The organism is Parapedobacter sp. (assembly GCF_035556095.1).
Classification (GTDB): domain Bacteria; phylum Bacteroidota; class Bacteroidia; order Sphingobacteriales; family Sphingobacteriaceae; genus Parapedobacter.
In genome coordinates this window covers 402049-423571 of sequence record NZ_DATMFT010000018.1, presented here as the reverse complement: position 1 = coordinate 423571, position 21523 = coordinate 402049, and the positions used below count along the sequence as shown (strand labels likewise).

11 protein-coding genes are annotated in these 21523 nt (G+C 46.5%); 10 read left to right on the top strand and 1 reads right to left on the bottom strand.

Annotation, left to right across the window (positions count from 1 at the left end; all coding sequences use genetic code 11):
* Positions 1–109: 109 nt before the first annotated feature.
* Positions 110–4309, bottom strand: a complete 4200-nt coding sequence (locus VNQ80_RS10100; protein ID WP_325638088.1) for a hybrid sensor histidine kinase/response regulator transcription factor — start codon at positions 4307–4309, stop codon at positions 110–112.
* A 281-nt stretch (positions 4310–4590) separates the two neighbouring features.
* Between VNQ80_RS10100 and VNQ80_RS10095 the strand changes: the two genes are divergently transcribed.
* From VNQ80_RS10095 to VNQ80_RS10050, 10 genes are all read left to right on the top strand, one after another.
* Positions 4591–5460: an AraC family transcriptional regulator gene (locus tag VNQ80_RS10095; RefSeq protein WP_325638086.1), complete on the top strand. Its 870-nt coding sequence runs from the start codon at positions 4591–4593 to the stop codon at positions 5458–5460.
* Between the two features lie 25 nt (positions 5461–5485).
* Positions 5486–7627, top strand: coding sequence for a TIM-barrel domain-containing protein (locus tag VNQ80_RS10090; RefSeq protein ID WP_325638084.1), 2142 nt, complete (start codon positions 5486–5488; stop codon positions 7625–7627).
* A gap of 2 nt (positions 7628–7629) precedes the next feature.
* Positions 7630–8817: an alginate lyase family protein gene (locus VNQ80_RS10085; RefSeq protein ID WP_325638082.1), complete on the top strand. Its 1188-nt coding sequence runs from the start codon at positions 7630–7632 to the stop codon at positions 8815–8817.
* A gap of 38 nt (positions 8818–8855) precedes the next feature.
* Entirely contained in the window at positions 8856–10046 is a 1191-nt protein-coding gene (locus VNQ80_RS10080; protein WP_325638080.1) for a glycoside hydrolase family 88 protein, read from the top strand.
* 285 nt (positions 10047–10331) lie between these two features.
* A complete protein-coding gene (locus tag VNQ80_RS10075) occupies positions 10332–13538 on the top strand; it encodes a TonB-dependent receptor (RefSeq protein ID WP_325638079.1) in 3207 nt (1068 codons plus the stop codon).
* 12 nt (positions 13539–13550) lie between these two features.
* On the top strand, positions 13551–15473 hold the full coding sequence (locus VNQ80_RS10070) for a RagB/SusD family nutrient uptake outer membrane protein (protein ID WP_325638077.1): 1923 nt from the start codon (positions 13551–13553) through the stop codon (positions 15471–15473).
* A 39-nt stretch (positions 15474–15512) separates the two neighbouring features.
* Entirely contained in the window at positions 15513–16769 is a 1257-nt protein-coding gene (locus VNQ80_RS10065) for a DUF5000 domain-containing lipoprotein (protein WP_325638075.1), read from the top strand.
* Positions 16770–16794: 25 nt separating this feature from the next.
* Positions 16795–17967, top strand: a complete 1173-nt coding sequence (locus VNQ80_RS10060) for a DUF4998 domain-containing protein (protein WP_325638073.1) — start codon at positions 16795–16797, stop codon at positions 17965–17967.
* 67 nt (positions 17968–18034) lie between these two features.
* Complete coding sequence (locus VNQ80_RS10055; protein ID WP_325638071.1) at positions 18035–19471, top strand: DUF4998 domain-containing protein; 1437 nt, start codon at positions 18035–18037, stop codon at positions 19469–19471.
* A gap of 117 nt (positions 19472–19588) precedes the next feature.
* Positions 19589–21523, top strand: a complete 1935-nt coding sequence (locus VNQ80_RS10050; protein ID WP_325638069.1) for a glycoside hydrolase family 97 protein — start codon at positions 19589–19591, stop codon at positions 21521–21523.

Here is a 21523-nt window from a genome sequence, read left to right as displayed (position 1 = left end):
ATTATTTCGCTTTGGCTTCGGTTATCTTCCAAGCCGCGGTAGGTCAAGCCCCGGCTTCCACACATGGTTTTTTTCATTGCGACGCCCGGCCCTGAGCGGCCGCGATTCATTACTGGCCGGCTTGCGCAGACCGCGTGTATTCTCGGGGCGCCACCCCAAAAAAGGATTTGAATGATCGACTGAAGTATTTAGGGTCATTAAACCCTGTTCGGTAAGCCACCTCGCTGATTGTTAATTGATGTTGACTCTCCAATAGGCGCGCTGCTTTTCTTAATCTAATCGAATTGATAAGCTCAATGATGTTCAGACCGGTAAGTTGTTTTACTTTTTGAAAGAGCGCACTACGGCTTACGCCTATTTCCGCCGCCAACATATTGACATTAAACTCATTTTGGGTTAGATTATGCTCAACGATTTCAATAATTTTTGCTAAAACGTCCTGTGTTGCAGTTGTTTTCGACGCTGGCAAAGCATATTCTAGTAGATACTCTTGGATGAATTTTTTCCTTATTCCTTCCCTCGTTTGAAGGATATTTGAAATTTTCAACATTAGCACCTCGAAACTGAAAGGTTTTGTAATGTAATCATCAGTGCCTCTTTCCAAGGCTGCAATTACATGTTCAGGAGCTGTTCGGGCGGTCAACAGGATGACCGCGATATGATTGGTTTCATTTTCTGATTTGATTTTTTTCAGCAACTCCATCCCGTCGCTTATAGGCATCATGACATCGCTGACCACAATATCTGGCTGCGTCTTACTAATCAATTCCCAAGCCTCAGAACCGTCACTAGCCTCTATGATCGTATATTGCCCACGCAGCCCATCTGCAATAAATGACCTTAATTCATCGTTATCGTCGACAATTAGAATAAGGGGCATCGCCCGGTCCGGCTTCAGGTTGAAGTTTTTATTAGACGATTCATTTTCTGAGTCATTACAAATTAACAGCGGGCTCATCGATTCGGATAATTCACAGCATTCTACATATTCTCCGGTATTAAAAAGTACCTGTTGGCTAAAATGATCTTTACCTAATGGAAGCAATACGGTAAACCGAGTATTGATTTCGCGTAAGTCAGCCGCCTCGTTACGAAGATTGCTAACAACATTAATCACACCACCGTGTAGTTTAACAAGACCATCAGATAAAGCAAGGCCAATGCCCGAACCGGAAATGCTACGCGAATTATTTCTTTCCGGATTATGAACTTGATAAAACTGCCCGAAAATGGCATCCTGTCTCTCTGCTGGTATTCCGATACCACTGTCTTCCACAATAACTTGGGCAGCGCCTTCTGGATAGCTGTCCGAGGGCAAGGTTTTGCTTAACCTGACACGAATATTCCCCTCATCTGGCGTAAATTTGAACGCGTTTGAAATGAGATTAAACAAAACCTTTTCCAATTGGTCCCGATCTGCCCACAACGTTAGAGGCTGGCCCCATACGTTGTCGAAACGAAGGGTAATACGCTTCTCATTAGCAAGGTATTCAAACGTATCAATGATTTGGCTGAGAAAACCTACCATTTCGATGTGGCTAACGTGGAGCTGCATAAGTCCACTCTCTTGTTTCCTAAAATCCAATATCTGATCGACAAGTCGCAGTAGCCGCTGACCGTTGCGTTGTGCTGTGGCCAATAACGATTGGAAGGTATTTGGCAGGTTCGGTTCATCCAAAAGCCGTTCAATTGGCCCAATGATCAACGAAAGCGGTGTACGGAACTCATGCGAAATATTAGCAAAGAAATTGAGCTTCTCTTCATGGATTTCCCGCTGTTTTTCAAGCGCCATATGTTCAACCAACAAGTCATGCTTCAACTTATTACGTACATTGATAAATTTGACACACATATATATAGCAATACCCGCCATCACCACGTAAATTAAATGCGCCCACCAGGTCCTCCAAGGGGGTGGAAGGATATGGATGTCCAAAGCAATCGGGGTATCATTCCAAATTCCATCGTTATTTGCTCCTTTGGCCAATAAGGTGTAATGGCCCGCGTTTAGATTAGTATAGCTAGCAACGGGAGTCTCCACGTAATTCCACTCATTATCAAACCCTTCAAGTTTATAGGCGTATTTGTTCTTCTTAGGTATGATGTAATTCAATACAGCAAATTCGATGGAGAAAACACCCTTATTGTGTGGTATTGTAATGGATTTGGTTACTGAAATGTGTTGCTGAAGCACATCAGATTCGCCCGGAGCCACGGATTTATTAAATAGTTTAAAATCTGAAAATATCACTTGTGGTACAAATGCATTGATCTTCATGCTATCCGGAGCGAATATGGTGAATCCCCTGGCGTTGCCAAAAACCATACGCCCGTTCTCCAATTTGGAATATGCGCCGAAGTTAAATTCATTGCTATTAAGGCCATCTGTCGTGTTGTAGTTTCTGACAAGACCGGACATAGGGTTAAATCTACAGAGCCCGCCATTTGTGCTTAACCAAAGATTGCCCAATTTGTCCTCTAATATGCCGAATATATTATTTCCCGGTAGACCATCCGCTATGTTATAATGGGTAAATGTACGATCGCGTGGATTATAACGGTTCAACCCATCGTTATAGGTTCCAATCCAAAGGTTATTTCTACTATCTTCAAATATACTGATAATAAGATTTCCGCTAATTGAATGTTCGTCTGCAGGGTCCGATTTAAATACGTGGAATTGATTGGTACCAGGGTGCCGTAGGTTTAGCCCATTCCTGGTGCCCACCCAAAGGTTTTCCTCTGAGTCCACGAAAATTGTGCGGATTTGGTCGGAGCTGATATGCGGGTACCGCACGATGTCGAATGTATCAGCGTGGTGGCTCCGTTTTATATTTAATCCGCCTCCATATGTTCCGACATATAAATTTCCCTGACTGTCCGCTGTAATCGCATAAATCCTATTGTCCGAAAGTGAGGTTGGATTGCCCGGATCATGTTTGTAATGTTTAAACGATTGCGCTCCCTTTTCAAGGACATTCAATCCGCCTTGATAGGTCCCCACCCATAAAGCCTCCTTTTCATCCCGGAAGAGCGTTTTAACAGTATTGTGGCTAAGACTAAGGCTATTGCCGGGGAGGTGTTTGTAACGCTCGAACGTACCCGTTTCTATTTCGTAGTAATTTAATCCACCCCCCTCCGTACCAATCCACAAATTACCTCGTTCATCTTGTGCAAAAGAGCTCACTACGTTATAGCTTAAGCTATTTGCATTCGGCCCTTGCGAAAAGTTATGAAAATTCGGGATATCAGGATCTAAGATGCTGACGCCACCGAAGTAGGTGCCAATCCAGATGGATCCCCGGTTATCCTGGAATATAGGCCTTATCGAATTGTTGCTGATTCCCGTCGACTGCTGATCGGTATACGTCAAAAACGCCCCGTCCTCATAGAGACTCAGCCCTTTGAATGTCCCCACCCAGATATTTCCCCGCCTATCTTTCAAAATTGACCGTACATCGTTGTCGGGGATGCTCTGTATGTCGTTATCAACATGAACGTGATAGGTAAATGTGTTGGTTGTTTTATCGAGAATATTGATACCTCCGCTTTTAGTGCCTATCCATAATTTGCCCTTATCGAGCTCATTTACGGTGTTAATCCAATTGTCATTTAAGCCATTGTTTGTTTGTCCTTTTACGAAATAGGTTTTCACGGTGAGCTTATTAGGAAATTTCTCGTCAATGATGGTGCCCAGTAAACCATGTTCGGTACCTAACCAAAGCACGCCATCTGCATCTTCAAATAGTGATCTCACGTTGGAAAATACATGTTGAGTACTTCCAATAGTTGTCTCATACGCACTGAATATCAGTTTTGCGTAAGGCTGGTGGTCTTCAATAATTCTAAATAACCCGCCATTACTAGCTACCCATACATTCCCGCGTTTATCACTTATAATGGTATACACGGAGGGCTCTTCTTGATCCATTGCCGAGAACGGCAATGCAATGCGTATGAAACGATCGTTTGCTCGATCATATAGGTTAAGGCCATTGCTTGTCCCGATCCAAAGCCGCCGATGCTGATCTTCAAAGATTGTTTGGATGAAATTATCGCTCAATGAAGTGGTATCATACGGCGCATTCCGGTAAACGGTAAAGTTACCAGCATCGTATTTATTCAACCCATCCCGTGTTCCAATCCACACCAACCCTAAGTGATCTTGACTGATGGCATATACGGTATTTTGTGATAGTCCATCAACTACATCGAGGTGGGTAAATTTCATGTACGGATACTGTGCCGATGCCTTCAATAAGAGAGCAGCAAACGCGAAGCCACATAAAACGATATTCCTAAATAGCATTTTTGGAATAAAAATCGGTTATAACCAAATCATAAAAATAGGCTTTTAATTTGATAACCTATATTGGATAATAGCCATTTTTTCGATAAAAACCATTTTTCACCCCTTATTCTGCCGAAAAGTGCACCTATTTGTCGACCGGGCGTTTCAACTTTACGTCCTGGAAACACAGGTGTTATTTCGCGTTACCATTTATAAGCGGCATATCGTTAACACGGAGCGATCAATAGACTAGATGTAAATATTAGTCCAATTATTCATTCAACTGAAATAGATAAACGATGAAACCACAATTACTGAAAGTATCGTTTGGACCTGCACAGTCATTCAGTGTTAGGCAAGATTCGGAACCATCGATAAACAATAAATGGCATTACCACCAGGAACTGGAACTGATTCACTTCAATAAAGGCGAGGGCATGCAATTCATTGGCGACAGCATGCGGCGCTTTAATCAGGGCGACATCCTATTGGTGGGTTCTTATTTGCCACATTATTGGCGATTTGATGATATGTATTTTGAAAGACGCTACCGTGCACCCGTGGACGTACGGGTAGCTCATTTTAGGGAAGACCTATGGGGGAGCTGTTTCATAAATTTACCCGAAAACAGATCACTGAGAGATATTTTAGAACGATCCAAAAGAGGTCTGAAAATAAACGGAAGGAATAACGCTACAGTTGCGAGGCTGTTAGCAAAAATGCTCCATGCGAATGGAGCCCAGCGGTTAATCATCTTGACCCAGATTTTGGTGGAAATAGCCGGGAAGAGTGACGTTGAGCAGCTGTCCTCGGTTGGATTCCAATCAACGGTGGAGCAAGCCGAAGAGGAGCGGTTAAAAGATGTGTATGCATATTCGTACCGCAACTTCCGGAAACGGATTCCTTTGGATGAGATTGCTGAAATTGCCAATGTAAGCCCCAACTCGTTCTGCAGGTTTTTCAAATCGCGCACGCAGAAAACTTATTCACAATTTCTAACGGAAATCAAAGTAGGTCAAGCGTGCAAACTGCTTATCGAAAATCAGTTAAACGTGAAACAAGTCTGTTTCAGCAGCGGCTTCAATAATTTTACCAGCTTTTATAAAAGCTTCAAAGACATTACCGGTAAGAGTCCTCTAAATTATCAAAAAGAATATGTAAATCCTTAATCATCGATATCGAATCTAATAGCTTATGAAGTTCCAAAAAATCAGTTTAATTATTCTTTTTTCATTTTCCGTCATTTCAGTAACTGCTCAGATCACGTGGAGAGATGTGTTGCCCGGTGTCTGGAAAGGAAGCATCGGAACCCCCGATGCCTACAATTTCTTAACCATAACGGAAGTCCAGCCACGTGAGGATGCCATCCACGCAATGGCCGGTGCGCACTTTCCGTTGGAGCAAGCGAAAATTACTGCTACGGTGATGAACGGCGAAACCTATTTGCGTTTTCCCCTGGAAAAGGGCGAACAAGTATTCGGTTTTGGTTTGAATTTCCAAAGTGTGTATCAACGGGGGAAAGTGCTGAACCTACACGTGGATCACTACGGTGGCAGGGACAATGGCCGTACCCATGCTCCCGTGCCTTTCTATGTGTCGTCCAGAGGATATGGGGTATTTATCAATGCCGCTCGATATCTTACCGTATATGCGGGCACTGCAGTTAGGTTAGATAGCGAGGATTTTCCGGAGGTAAAGGATCGTAACCTTGACAAGAGCTGGTCTTCGCGCCCTTATTCGGATGCGGTGGAAATACTGATTCCGGCCGACGGTGTCGAGTTCTATGTTTTTGCAGGGCCTTCCCCCCTCGAGGCAGTGAGCCGTTTCAACCTATTCAACGGCGGTGGATGCCTGCCGCCAAGATGGGGACTCGGGTTCACACAACGGGTCAGAACGCTCTATACAGCGGACGATGTGGCCGAAGAAGTACAGGCGTTTGCCGACAGGGGGTTCCCGCTCGATTTTGTCGGACTTGAACCGGGCTGGCAAAGTAAAGCCTATCCCTGTACGTTCGAATGGGATACCACACGCTTCCCACGTCCGCAGCAGTTTGTCAACGATATGCTTGCCAAAGGCGTCAGGGTAAATCTCTGGACCAACCCCTATGTGGCACCGCAATCACCTATTTATAAGTCTATATTGCCGTTTACAGGCTCGCATACCGTATGGTTGGGGGCCGTTCCAGACCTCACCCTGCCGCAAGCCCGTGATCTATTCTTTGGCCAACTGAACAAAAGCCAGGTAGCTATCGGTGTGAGTGGATACAAATTTGATGAGGTAGATGGTTACGACCATTATTTATGGCCTGATGTAGCTACGTTCCCTTCCGGAAAGACGGCCGAACAATTACGGCAAACGTATGGTTTATTGGTACAACGATATAGCACACAACTTTTTCATAATCGCAACCAGCGTACGTTCGGCTTGGTACGCGGATCCAACGCCGGTGCCGTCTCATACCCGTATGTGATTTACAACGACTACTATAACCACGAGGATTTCATCACTGCCCTCATCAATAGCGGTTTTTCGGGCGTCTTGTGGACGCCCGAAGCCCGCGCCTCGAAATCCGCAGAGGAGTGGCTACGGCGTATGCAATCTGTGATATTCTCGCCTATGGCCATGATCAATGCATGGTCGAGCGGTACCAAACCCTGGACGTATCCAGAAGTGGAAAACCAGGTGCGCGAAATGGCAGTCCTGCGGATGCAGATGATGCCTTATTGGTACAGCGAGTTCGCGAAATACCACTTTCAAGGGATTCCACCCTTCAGGGCAATGAACCTTGAACCGGGTTTTTACGTCGATGTCGTCAAGCAGCAGGGATCGGCCGACCTGGAAGAGAATCCCTATGCCGAAGCGGTGAGTAAAGAAGTGAAAGATCAGTATATGGCCGGGGAGTATTTGTTGGTTGCCCCGATGTTTGCCGGGCAGGAAAGCAGAACGGTCATCTTGCCAAACGGTAATTGGTATGATTTCTATACGGGCGAATACGCAGGAAACGGTGAGGTTATTACCGTCACACCTGGGTTAGCCCGTATCCCCGTCTATGTAAAAGACGGTGGCATCATCCCATTCGGTCCGGCATTGATGCACGCACCCAAGCCGGAAGAAAAAATCGATTTGGAAATCAGGTATTACGGTCACAAGCCGGGCACATACCGCTTATATGACGATGATGGGGTGACATATGACTATGAAAAAGGGGATTACACCTTTCGCGAAATACGGGTAGCCAGGCAGGCCAACGGTACACTGGAGACGAGCATTTCGGCACCAGCAGCTGGAAAGCCAAATACGGTTGCTTCTGTTGAATTTGTTGCAATGACGAAGTAACTATGAAGAAGGGTATTTATATCATCGCATTATTCTTCGCAATAGGTAGCCCCGTTCATGCCCAAAGGAATGGTGCAGAGACGGAACTCGTCGATGCGTATTTCATAAAGGCTGCCCAATTGCTGAAGCGGCAAACCCTGCGGGAAGCCAAGCAAGCGTTACGGCGAAAGCCGATTACGATTACGGCATTCAAAGCGTCAAGAAGCGCCGGTGGCATCAATGACTTTTACTCCGAAGGCGATTATTGGTGGCCAGACCCCGAAGAACCTGATGGCCCTTATATCCAGCGGGATGGTCTTAGCAATCCCGATAATTTTGTCGAACACCGTTTAGCATTGATACGGTTCAGCGAGATAATCGGCACATTGGCATCCGCGTATAAACTAACCGGAAATCATAAATATGTCCGTGCCGCAATCCCGCACCTCAAAGCGTGGTTTGTGGATGCTGGAACCCGCATGAATCCTTCGCTACTTTATGCACAGGCTATCAAAGGCAGGTTTACCGGACGTGGTATTGGCATCATAGACACCATACACCTGATGGAAGTGGCTCAGGGGATTTTAACAATGCAGGCACATATTGAGCCAGCGGAATTGGAACGTATCAAAGGATGGTTTGAAGCTTATTTAGATTGGTTGATGACACACCCGTATGGTGAGGCAGAGATGAATGCCAAAAACAACCATGGCACCTGTTTCGTGATGCAAGTCGCTGCTTTTGCTTCACTGACGAACGACGGAAAGCGATTGTCGTTTTGCAGAGAACGCTTTAAGCAGGTATTGCTACCCGATCAAATGGCTAGCGATGGCAGCTTCCCACGGGAAATTAATCGCACCAAACCTTATGGCTATTCGTTATTCAACCTGGATGCCATGGCAATGATTTGCCAGATACTTTCATCACCGGAAGACAATTTATGGGACTATACCACCTCGGATGGTAGATCCATCGAGAACGGAATAGCCTATTTATTTCCTTTCGTCGACGATAAGAGCAAATGGCCTTTTCCGCAGGATGTGATGTACTGGGACAATTGGCCGGTGGCCCAACCCTTTCTATTTTTCGGAGCACGCGCATATGAAAACGATGCTTGGTTGGCAGCCTGGAGCAGACTCGACCACAAACCGAGTGAGGAAGAAGTGATACGAAACCTCCCCATCAGACACCCGCTAATCTGGATAAACTGATTTTATTCTTTAGTAATTGACATAGCCTTTTTTCACATATGAAATACCCGAAATTATCCATAAAATTAATTGTCGCTACGTACTTTCTCGGCGGTTGTGCTGCCCACATTCCAACAGACGAACGGGTTGACAGGGCTGCTGCCCAAACCCATTTGCTGCTAAAAGAAGTCAACAAAGTAAAGGAGCAAAACGAGCAAAAGAACTTGGTGGCGCCCCGCACAATCGAAGCTGGGCAATTAAAACTGGTCCCTTCCCGGGATTGGACCAGCGGTTTTTTTGCGGGCAACCTCTGGTATCTCTACGAACTCACTGGCGATAACACTTGGAAGGAACAGGCACAGCTGTATACCAGCGACATTGAAAAAGAGAAATTCAATGCCGGTACGCATGACATGGGCTTTAAAATCTATTGCAGCTACGGTAACGCGTACCGGCTCACTCACAACCAACAGTACCGGGATATCATCGTCAAAGCCGCACAAACGTTGTCTACACGTTACAATGCCAAGGTTGGTGCAATACGCTCGTGGGATCATAATCAAGATAAATGGGAGTTTCCAGTCATCATTGATAACATGATGAATCTGGAGTTGCTTTTTGAGGCAACCAAACTCACCGGCGACTCTTCCTTTTATCAAATTGCGGTCGCTCATGCCAACACAACCATGAAAAATCATTTCCGTGAAGATTTCAGCAGTTGGCACGTCATCGATTATGATCCGAAGACAGGGACTGTCGTACATCGACATACGCATCAGGGCTATGCACATCATTCGGCATGGGCTAGGGGCCAAGCGTGGGCGTTATATGGCTATACCATGTGTTACCGGGAAACCCACGATCCGCGGTATTTACAGCAGGCGGAAGCGGTTGCCGCATATATCTTCAATCATCCACATTTGCCTAGTGATCTCATACCTTATTGGGACTTTGACGCCCCCAGTATCCCAGCCGAACCGAGGGACGTATCGGCAGCTACTATCACGGCGTCGGCACTATATGAGTTGAGCACATTCGACGAAAAGAATGCGGACTATCGCGCAAAGGCCGACACGATCATGCGGAACATCAAAGACATCTACGCCTCCCAACCTGGAGCGAATAAAGGGTTCATCTTAGGGCATAGTACCGGCTCGAAACCATCGGATAGCGAGGTAGATGTATCCCTAATCTACGCCGACTATTATTACCTGGAGGCAATTCTCAGGGAAAAGATGATGGTTAAATAATAGATTTTCATGCTTTTGCCAAAAACGCGTATTACCATGCTAATATGCGGTATAAATAAAGGGTTAGTTACGTGTACTTTAGTTGACGAAATTCGTTTCGCTTAGATAACTAATTAGTAAACCTTAAAAAATGCTTATGGAAAAATTTACCTGATTTAATTTGTGCAATCGTTTGACTGATATCGGCACGGTGTATTTCAAGGCATATCGTGTTGTTAAAGTCCGAGTATCAAATGGCCTTGACTAGTAACCAAGTAAATGCTTAATTGAAATTGAAACATGATTATGAAAGATAATTCACTGTACCGTAAGGTAGGTGTTGGCCTTCTCATGTTTGTCTTTTGCGGTCATCATGCTTTGCTGCATGCGAAAAGTCCCGGGTATAAAGACAACTTCATCGACATCGTGGACACTCATTCTTTTCAGAAAGAAATTCGTGGTACCGTTACCGATGATCAGGGGCCATTGCCGGGAGTATCGGTTATCGTTAAAGACAGACAGAATGTTGGAACGACCACCGACCTAAACGGTAAATTCTTTTTGGAGACGCCTGGCGAAGATGCTATTCTGGTATTCTCGATGGTTGGATTCGAAACCCAAGAAATTCCCGTTGCGGGTAAGGACGTGATCAATGTGGAGCTCCGGATGGTCGAAGGACAATTGGAGGAAGCTGTGGTGGTCGCGTTCGGTACCCAAAAGAAGGAATCTGTTATCGGATCGATAACAACAATTAACCCAAAGGAACTGAAGGTCCCTTCGAGCAATTTAACTACCGCATTGGCCGGACGTCTCGCCGGTGTTATCGCCTATCAGCGAAGCGGAGAACCTGGAAGGGATAATGCCGAGTTTTTCATCCGAGGAGCCACCACATTCGGATACAAAGCATCGCCACTTATCCTGATTGACAACATGGAATATACGACTACGGATTTAGCAAGGTTGCAGCCGGACGATATTGAAAGTTTCTCCATCATGAAAGACGCTGCGTCCAGCGCCCTTTATGGGGCAAAAGGTGCCAATGGCGTCATCCTGGTGACCACCAAAAAAGGTGTGGCCGGTAAGCCCCGAATCAACGTGCGATATGAAAACTCCATTTCTTCACCTACCCAAAACTTGGAATTCGCCGATCCCGTCACCTACATGCAATTGCACAATGAAGCCTATGTGACCCGGCAACCGCTTACTCCAACCCCCTATTCACGAAGCAAAATAGACAACACCATCGCCGGAACTAATCCGATTGCTTTTCCCACGGTCAACTGGCAGGATGAGTTGTTGAAAACCGCTACATTGAACCAGCGGCTGAATTTCAATTTAAGCGGTGGTGGGCAAGCTGCGACGTATTACGTAGCAGCGACCATGAATCAAGACAATGGTATCCTGAAAGAAGACTCCCGTAACCATTTTGACAACAATATTAAATTGATCAGTTATAACCTTCGCTCGAATGTGGAGTTGAATGTTTCCAAGTCAAGCAAGGTGACCGTCTTTCTCAATGGGAATTTCGATGACTACAACGGACCGCTTGATGAGGGTCAAGGCTTATACCGCAAGATTATGCGATCCAATCCGGTTATGTTCTTACCTTCCTATCCTGCCGAATACGGTACGGCGAAACACATCATGTTTGGCAATGCCGACCAAGGTCGCTACTTGAATCCTTATGCCGATATGGTACAAGGGTTTAAGGAGTCTGCACGATCATTGATGGTTGCTCAATTGGAACTGAAACAGGACTTTGCATTCCTGACTCCCGGCCTGTCGTTGAACGCGATGACCAACATCAACCGTACGGCTTTTTTCGATCTGAGAAGAGCATACGTGCCTTTTTATTACCAAGTCGGGTTTTATGATAAGCTCAACGACGCGGTGACCGTCAATGCGATCAATCCGGATACGGGCACAGACTTTCTTAACTACGTACCTGGCGATAAGGAAGTAGCATCTGTCTTTCATTTTCAATCGGCTTTCAATTATAACCGGACGTTCAACGAAAAGCATGCCGTGGGAGCCATGACGGTGCTGATTATGAATTCCAGGCTGGATGGGAATGCCAGTAATTTACAGGCGGCATTACCTTCCCGAAACCTCGGTATCTCCGGGAGGTTCACCTACGGGTACGACAGTCGGTACTTTTTTGAAGCCAATTTCGGCTACAATGGCTCGGAACGCTTTTACCGCACGGAGCGTTACGGTTTTTTCCCATCAGCAGGTTTGGCATGGCAGGTTTCCAATGAACCGTTTTTCAAACCGCTTTCGGGTACCATTACGAACTTAAAAATCAGGGGTAACATCGGCCTCGTCGGGCAAGACGCCATCGGAGACAAGAATGACCGATTCTTTTACCTCTCGAATGTAAATATGTTTGATGGTACCAACGGAGCGAGTTTCGGAACGGAGGGATCCTACAGCAGATCCGGCATTTCGGTGAGCCGTTATGAGAATCTGGACATCACCTGGGAAACGTCTTTGAACAGTACGTTTGGGTTGGAGTTCAGTTTATGGAACAAACTCAATGTGATTGCTGAATACTTTACGGATAACCGATACAATATCCTAATGGACAGGGCTTCGATTCCGCGAACCATGGGGCTTCAGGGAGCTACGCCGAAAGCTAACGTAGGTAAGGCACGTTCGAACTCCTATGAGGTGCAAATGGATTACGGCCACTCCTTCATGAATGGATTGTACTTGGGCGCCCGGGGTAACCTGACATTTGCAAGAAATTATTACAAAGCTTATGAAGAACCGATATATGAGCAACCTTGGCTATATCGGGTTGGCCATCCAACAGCGCAGTCGTGGGGATATATTGCTGAACGCCTCTTCGTGGACGACGAAGAAGTAAGAAGTTCACCCACCCAATCATTTGGCAGCTTTCCCACTATGGGAGGCGATATCAAATTTCGGGATGTCAATGGTGATGGGCAAATATCTCCGCTGGATATGGTACCCATCGGGCATCCGACACGACCTGAGCTGATTTGGGGGACGCAATTAACTGCTACATACAAGGGAGTGGACTTATCGGCCTTCATTCAGGGATCCGCTCGTTCTTCATTCTTTATTGACGTAGCCCAGACGTCGCCGTTTTCAAGGTACGTATATAGCGGCGAATCGTATAGCTCCCAAACTATTTTACAAAACCAACTTTTGAAGGCTTATGCTGATAACCATTGGTCGGAAGAAAACAGAGATCTGTATGCGCTATGGCCGCGGCTCAGCCCAGAATTGAATGCCAATAGTGCGCAACGGAACACATGGTTTATGCGTGACGGCGGATTTGTTCGGCTAAAACAGGTTGAACTGGGGTATACCTTGCCTCAACACCTTACGGAACGGATAAGGGTGGCTAATTTCCGAGTCTATGCCACGGTAAACAATGCCTATACCTGGAGCAAATTCAAGCTGTGGGATATCGAAATGGGCGGAGAAGGTTTGGGCTATCCGGTGCAGCGGGTTCTTAATTTCGGTTTACAAGTAGGCTTTTAAATGCGACCAGCTATGAAAATTATTAAATCAATAACAATCACATTGTGCACTGCTTTGCTGCTCTCTTGCGACAAGTATTTAGATGTCGTACCTGACAACATTGCTACCTTGGACTACGCGTTTAATTTACGGTCATCTGCAGAACGATACCTATTCACGTGCTACTCCTACATGCCAAACAATGGTCACTTCAATACCAATCCGGCCTTTTTTACCGCTGATGAAGTATGGAACCCAAATCCACCGATTGACATTAACCAGGATTTTTACAGCATTGCTTTAGGATTGCAAAACACGGCTTCGCCTTTTGGCGACTATTGGTCTGGCGGAAGGAGTGGCCGCCCCATGTTTATCGCACTGCGCGACTGCAACATCTTTCTCGATAACATCCACAAAGTAGACGAATTGCAGGAATTCGAACGTCAGCGGTGGATTGCCGAAGTACAGTTCCTCAAGGCTTATTACCATTTCATTCTATTCAGGAGTTACGGCCCTATTCCATTGATCAAAGAAAATCTGCCCATTTCCACCGGCCCGGATGAGGTGCAATTGAAACGGCAGCCCGTTGATGATGTGGTGAATTATATCGTGGAATTACTCGACGAGGCCAATGCAAATGTGAACCTGCCTGACAGGGTACTAGGTACAGAAAATTCAGAGTTAGGGAGAGTGACCCGCGCCATGGTACTCGCGCTGAAAGCAAAGGTGTTGGTAACGGCCGCGAGCCCATTATATAACGGCAATCCCGAATACGCCAATTTCAAGGACAAGGATGGCGTCCAATTGTTTAATCCAACAGTAGACCCCGGCAAATGGGCCAGGGCTGCGCAGGCATGTAAGGAAGCCATTGATTTTTGCCATGCCAATAATTTTGCCTTACATGCTTTTTTCGGTAATCCCGGATATGTCATCAACGATACTATTAAAGTAGAGTTGGATTACCGTACTGCGTTGACCACCAAGGAGAACAGTACGGAAGTTATTTGGGTCAATACAAACAGCCGGGCCACGGATATGCAGCGATGGGCCATGCCGTTAATCGCCGCGGGCGTCAGTGGATCGGGGCCCAAGGGCATCCTCGCACCCACACTGAAGGCGGTTGAGCGTTATTATTCGGCAAACGGCGTTCCCATTACTGAAGATCGATTGTGGGACTACAGCGACAAAAACAGTCTTCGTACGGCTACAGCCGCTGATCGGTTTTACGTAAAAGAAGGTGAGCAAACCGTAAAACTGCATTTTAACCGGGAGCCCCGTTTTTATGCCAGCGTGTCATTTGATAGAGGCATCTGGTTTGGTAATTGGGTAAACAATTACAACGTCAACAACTTGTTCGCCGTGCAAATCCGCGCAGGCGAGATTGCCGCGCGGCAAGGGATTAGCAACTTCTCCATTACGGGATACGGCATTAAAAAATTGGTAAATATTGAAACAGTAGCAGCCGCCGACGGCAACGTATTGGGCGGAAACCAATCGCCTTATCCCTGGCCTGAGTTTAGGCTTTCCGATTTGTACCTGCTTTATGCAGAAGCACTCAATGAAGTTAACGGATATAGTGAAGAAACAACACATTGGATTAACCTGGTCCGGGCCCGGGCAGGCTTGCCTACAGTGGAGTATTCGTGGACAAATTTCTCGACCAATCCCACCAAATTTCAAAGCAAAGAGGGCTTACGGGAAATTATCCAACAGGAACGTGCCATCGAGCTGGCTTTTGAAGGTCACCGTTACTGGGATTTAAGACGTTGGAAAACTGCTCATATTGAGCTTAACAGGCCGATTAAAGGGTGGGATATTACCCAAAAGGATGCCGTATCTTATTACCGCGAAGTGCTGTTGTTCAATCAAAAGTTTACCATGCGCGACTACCTATCCCCGATTCCATTGGGAGAGATGCAAATCAACAGGAACTTAGTTCAAAATCCGGGCTGGTAGTCCAAATTACCTTTTATCTGACAAAGAAAAAACCAAAGGATGAAAAATGCATTAAAAGTCGTCACATTTATCGCAGCAATCGCGTTTGTGATGCAATCTTGTAAGGAGGAAACCAACACCATCCTCCACGATGACAGTGCTGCGCCGGGCCCAATCAGCAATCCCGTAGCCGAGGCGATTCCGGGCGGTGCCATTATTCGATACGAGTTGCCAGCTAATGAAAACCTTTTGTACGTAAAGGCTACATATGAACGCGGAGGTAAAGAGGTCGTCTCAAAATCCTCATTGTACAATGATCAGGTCCTGATAGAAGGGCTGGGTGATATACGGGAACGGGAAATTACGCTGGTCGCCGTTAGCCGCTCCGAGGTGGAATCTACCCCGGTAACTATCCGGATTACTCCACTCACCCCTCCCATCGAGGATGTTTTGGAATCGCTCGACATTGTTGCTTCGTTTGGCGGCATGCGGGTGGCGTTTGAGAATAAAGCAGCCACGCCAGAGACACCCACTAACATTGTGATTGGTGTAGTTCGTTGGAACGAAGAATTGAAAGAATGGGAAGACATTGATGCCCATTATACCGGATTAGCACAGGGCGACTTTTCAGTACGGGGACTTGATGCCGAGGAACGTAGGTTTGGCTTCTACGTGAAAGACGTTTGGAACAATCAATCCGACACCATTTCCATGGACCTAACTCCCGTGTATGAAGAGGAAATTGATGGGACAACCTTTCGAGATATGCGCTCCGGCAGCCCGCAATATCCCATCCCGCAGATGCCGCCATTGCCTGCCTCGGGAGAACCAGTCAAACACCCGGGTAATTTGGGTTCCTGGCCATTTGCTAGGTTATGGGATGGTGAGTTAGGAAATACCGGTTTTCATACGACCGAACGTATGGATGTTCCCATTTGGATACCCATCGACATGAGGGTGAGGGTAAGGCTGAGCCGTTATAAAATCTGGCAGCGTAATAATAATGGCGGATATCTCTATTCGCACGGCAACCCGCACGAATGGGAAATCTGGGGGACCAATACGCCGGAAGACGTGGATAGCTGGGAACGTCTCGATCATCAGGTGATGGTGAAACCCTCTGGATTACCGTTGGGCCAACTGTCAAACGATGATCTCGCCATTGCAGAAGCAGGCCATGAATATGAATTTCCGATAGACGCTCCTTCAGTGCGATACATTGCGTGGAAACACATCGACAGTTGGGCAGCAATCGAAGGTGCAACCGGATTTCTGCATATGGCCGAAATGAAAATCTGGGGACAGGTACAGGAATAAATTGAGGGCATTAATTTTTGAAATTATGAATATATTTAAAAAGCATTGGCGTTTCGTAGTGCCTATTCTATTCATAGCGGGCATACTAGCTTCTTGTGAAAAGCAGAACTCGTCCTACATCGATTTTCTCGGGGACGGTGAGTTGATTTATTCCGGAAGGCCCGATTCGTTGCAAGCGCTTGCTGGCAATGGGCGGGTTCAAATAGCATGGGATTTGGTCTCAGATCCGAAAATCACGAAGTGCAGGGTATTCTGGAATAACCGAATGGATTCCGTCGAGGTACCCGTAGCCGATCTAAGCGGCAGGAAGCGGTTCGATGTGATTATCGATGGCTTGGAAGAGGGCACTTATACGTTTGAAGTGTTTTCCTATGATGATCGCGGAAATACCTCAATCCGCACAGAGGTAATCGGTAACGTTTATGGACCAACCTTTGAGGAAACATTGTTCAATAGGCCGCTTGATTCCGCGACTTACGATCCGGTAACCGGAAAATTGGGCATCGCATGGTTTGGTGCGAATGCCCAGGTTGCCGTGATTGAAATAATCAATATCGATCAGGACAGCGAGGAAATCATCACGCAAATCCACAAAGTTTCCAATCCCATAAATCCGAACCGGCCCAAAATCTGGGCAGGCTCCGATACGATTACAAACTATAAAAAAGGAACATCTTTTAGGTATCGGACGGGATATGTACCAGAAGCCGCATCCATTGATACATTTTTCACGGATTATACGGAAGTGGCCGACATCAAAGAGGTGGTAGCCGGCCCTCCACCCCCGCCGCCAGCCGAAAATTTGGCACTGAGTAAATCGGTCGACAAAAGCAGTGACGTGAGTGCCGGACGGGCAGGCAATGTAACGGATGGTGATATTGCTACTTTTTGGCAAGCGGGAAGTGGGGATAGAGCGGATTTCAACACCTGGTTGGTTGTTGACCTAGGCACTTCACAAACGTTTAACGAGGTGTTTCTTTATTGGTTTAAATCCCAAGAACGGGTAGTTAAATATGAGCTGTTGTATTCTGACGATAACGTAACTTGGAAATCAGCGTTTGTCAAAAATATGCCACCGGAAAAGGAAGAGCTGGCGCAGTTCACTGCGGTTACGGGCAGATATGTCAAATTGGATTTGACGTTGGATGCAACATCCGCGAACGTAAATCTCGCAGAATTCGAGATCTGGAATAGATAATACAGGTTAACCGCAGAGCCGTCAAAATAATGGTTCTGCGGTTTTGTTTTCATCTTCAACACTCATCATGAAACTATTACCAGCCCTATTTCTTAGTCTCGGTTGTTTGCCTGCATGCGACGAGAAAATTACGGAACAACCCGACACCATCGTTCCTCTCCCGAATCGAGTCATATCCGGGCAATTCTTGCCGGGTCGGCAACGGGCCAAGCTTCAGTGGGCACTTCAAGAGGGGAAAAAGCCTAATAAATGCCGCATTTACTGGAAACAGAAGGCTGATTTATTGGATGTTGATATTCCCGTCGGCAAGGACACGATGAGTATCATTATCGACAACCTCGATGAAGGTGATCATTCTTTCTCAATTATTGCATTGGACGCCGCTGGACTGGCGTCAGCTCCAGTAACGTTAAATGGAAAAGTGTATGGAGCAAACTACGAAAAAGAATTAAAAAATCGACATGTTAAAAATGTAGCGTTGGTTGACGCAAAAGCAGAGGCTACAATCAACTGGGGTGCTGCACCGCTAGGCATGGTTAGGACCGAAGTGAATTATACAGATGCTTCCGGCAATCGTCATGAATTACAAGCTTCTTTGTTTGAAATCAACACGATACTATTAAACTTTAGCAAAGAAAGTACTTTTGAGTATCGGGCTGTATATCTACCTCATATCAATGCAATTGATACCTTTTACACGGACTATGACACGCTGGCGGTTAAGCCCACAATCCTTCCTGATGACGAAACCGGATACGCCGTCGTGAGGTTACATGCAGACGGGCCAGGCGATACGTATGAGCTATTGAACCGTGTTTTGGGGGGAACAGCACATGAAGTGCCTGATTGTTCACATAAAGATTTTGGCAGGCATATTACAGAAGAGTTTGACAATACATTAAACAAACATGTATTTGCTTTTTTCGCACATGTGGAGTCTGATGACGATCGGTGCGTAAATTTTGATCGCCAGCGTACGGAAATAAAAACTTACGGGCCTTCACCGGTATCCGTCAAGGGTCTATCGGGCGATGAAGTGCTCTTAAAATGGAAATTTAAGCTTGCACAGGGTTTTCAGCCCTCCTCCAGTTTTACACATATTCATCAGATTAAGGCCGGTGACGGTACCAATGCCGGAGCTCCCCTGATTACCATCACCCCACGATTTGGTAACCCAAATAAATTGGAGATCATCCACACTGGCAATACTAGCGCCAGTACACAAGGAAAGGTACAGGTTGTCGACCTTGCTCCTTTTGTTGGTACATGGATAGAAGCCACTTCTAAAATTAAATACGGAACAAATGGTACATATGAACTTACAATGCGGAGAGTTGACGACGGAACCACGCTGCTACATTACTCAGGCGATAACTTGGATCTATGGCGGACCGCTGCCACATTCATGCGACCCAAATGGGGTATTTACCGGAGTCTAAACAATAAAAAACAACTGAGGGATGAAAAAGTGCTGTTTGCTGATTTTGTAATCGGCAAGAAATAACTGGGCCGGAGCGGCAATGGATATACAGGTTCCAAGCTTAGTATATATTGACTTGTGATTTGGCAGGTATATCCATGCAAAATGTTATCGAAACAATATGACCATAAATTTTTATATATGATTAATTTGAAATTGATATCCACATTAACCGCTACGGCCTTCATTATATTCGTCCAAGCACAACCTGTCACAATCAGTAGTCCGGATACGATGGTGAGGCTACAGGTAATGAGCCTTGAGGGTCAGTTGATGTATACAGTACACTATCGAGGCATGCCTGTCATTGAGCGCTCTACATTAGGGATGGTCATTGACGGGATAGACGTCGGAGAAGAAGTGCATATTGGCGAAGTACAGTCATATGTTGGTGAACGGACATATCCAATGCGCGGTAAGCATTTACAAGCGAGCGACGTTCATCAAGGGGCACTCATCGCGATTGGCAGCAAGTCGGATGATAAAACTTACGAACTCGAGGTACGCGTATTTAATGACGGGGTAGCGTTCCGCTACCTCCTCCCGGACAACGGGGAACGCCAGCTCACGGCAGAATCTACGTCATTCTCCATCGTGGCCGGAAGTAAGGTGTGGCATCATGGTATCACTGCTATGCATTATGAAGAAAAACACCAGAAGGACGATGTCGAATCAATTGCCGCAGGTACCTGGATAGCACCGCCAATGACCGTTCGTTTACCGGATGGCAGGGGCTTTGCAGCCATTACCGAGTCGGGCATCATCAAGTCAACCGGCGAAAATTTCCCGGGTATGGCGCTGGAAGCGGCCGGACAGCGGGTTTTTAAAGCTCGCTTGGGCCATGAACATCCCGCTAATTTTCCATATGTGCTGCGTTATGGAGAAGCGGACCATCAACGGTTGACGAAGTCCCCGTTGTTAGACGGTGCGATTGAAAGTCCCTGGCGTATTATCATGATAGGCCAAGACCTGAATATGCTGTTCAACAACGACATTGTACAGCATGTGGCTCCAGCACCCGATCCAACAATTTTTCCAAATGGGTTTGACGAAGCCTGGATGAAACCGGGTCGTGCGGTATGGGGGTATTTGACGGATGAATCTCGTACACTGGACGGAATGAAAAGGCTATCGAAACTGGCTGGCGAGCTGGGCTTTGAATACCACGTGGTAGAAGGCCATTGGCAGCGTTGGAGTGTCGCCGAGCGGAAAGAATTGGTTGACTATTCCAATCAGTATGGCGTGAAACTATTGTTTTGGAAGCACTCAAAAGACATCAGAGACCCCAAAGCCCGCCATGAATTTTTCAAGCACCTGCATGAGCTGGGGGTTGCGGGCGCTAAAATCGACTTCTTCGATCACGAGGCCAAGGAGATTATTGACCTTTACGCGGCCTGTTTGAAGGAAGCGGCTCGCTATCAACTCATCCTTAATTTTCATGGAGCTTACAAACCTGCCGGGGAATCAATCACCTGGCCAAACGAAGTGACACGGGAAGCCATCCTCGGTTTTGAGATGCGGGGTCCGTGGGCCACGCACAATACCACACTTCCGTTTACCAGAATGCTGGCCGGCCACGCCGACTATACACCGCTTCATTTCGGCGACCGCCGGGCAGAGACATCCGAAACACATCAGGTGGCTAGTGCCATCGTTTTGCAAGCCCCTTTACTGATTTACGCGGCCCATCCCCAGGAGATTCTTGACCACCCAGCCGTAGCGGTAATAAAACAGATTCCAACGGTATGGGATGAAACCATTGTCCTTCCGGGAAGTGAACCCGGTGAGGTTGCTGCATTTGCTCGAAGAAGTGGAGATAAATGGTTCATTTCTGTCATGAACGGAGAGCAATCGCGTTTTTTGAAAATCGACCTTCCATTCCTCAGCCAGGGCGAGCATAAGATAACCATGGTACGTGACAAACGGCCGGAGTCGGCCATGGTATCACTGGTACGCAAACGTAATTCATTCGGCGCGCAACACGGGGTGTCGATTGACGAAGCGACTATTGCCCACAACGAATCGCTATTTATCGAGCTGATGGCAGGCGGTGGTTTCGTGGCTATTGTTGAGTAA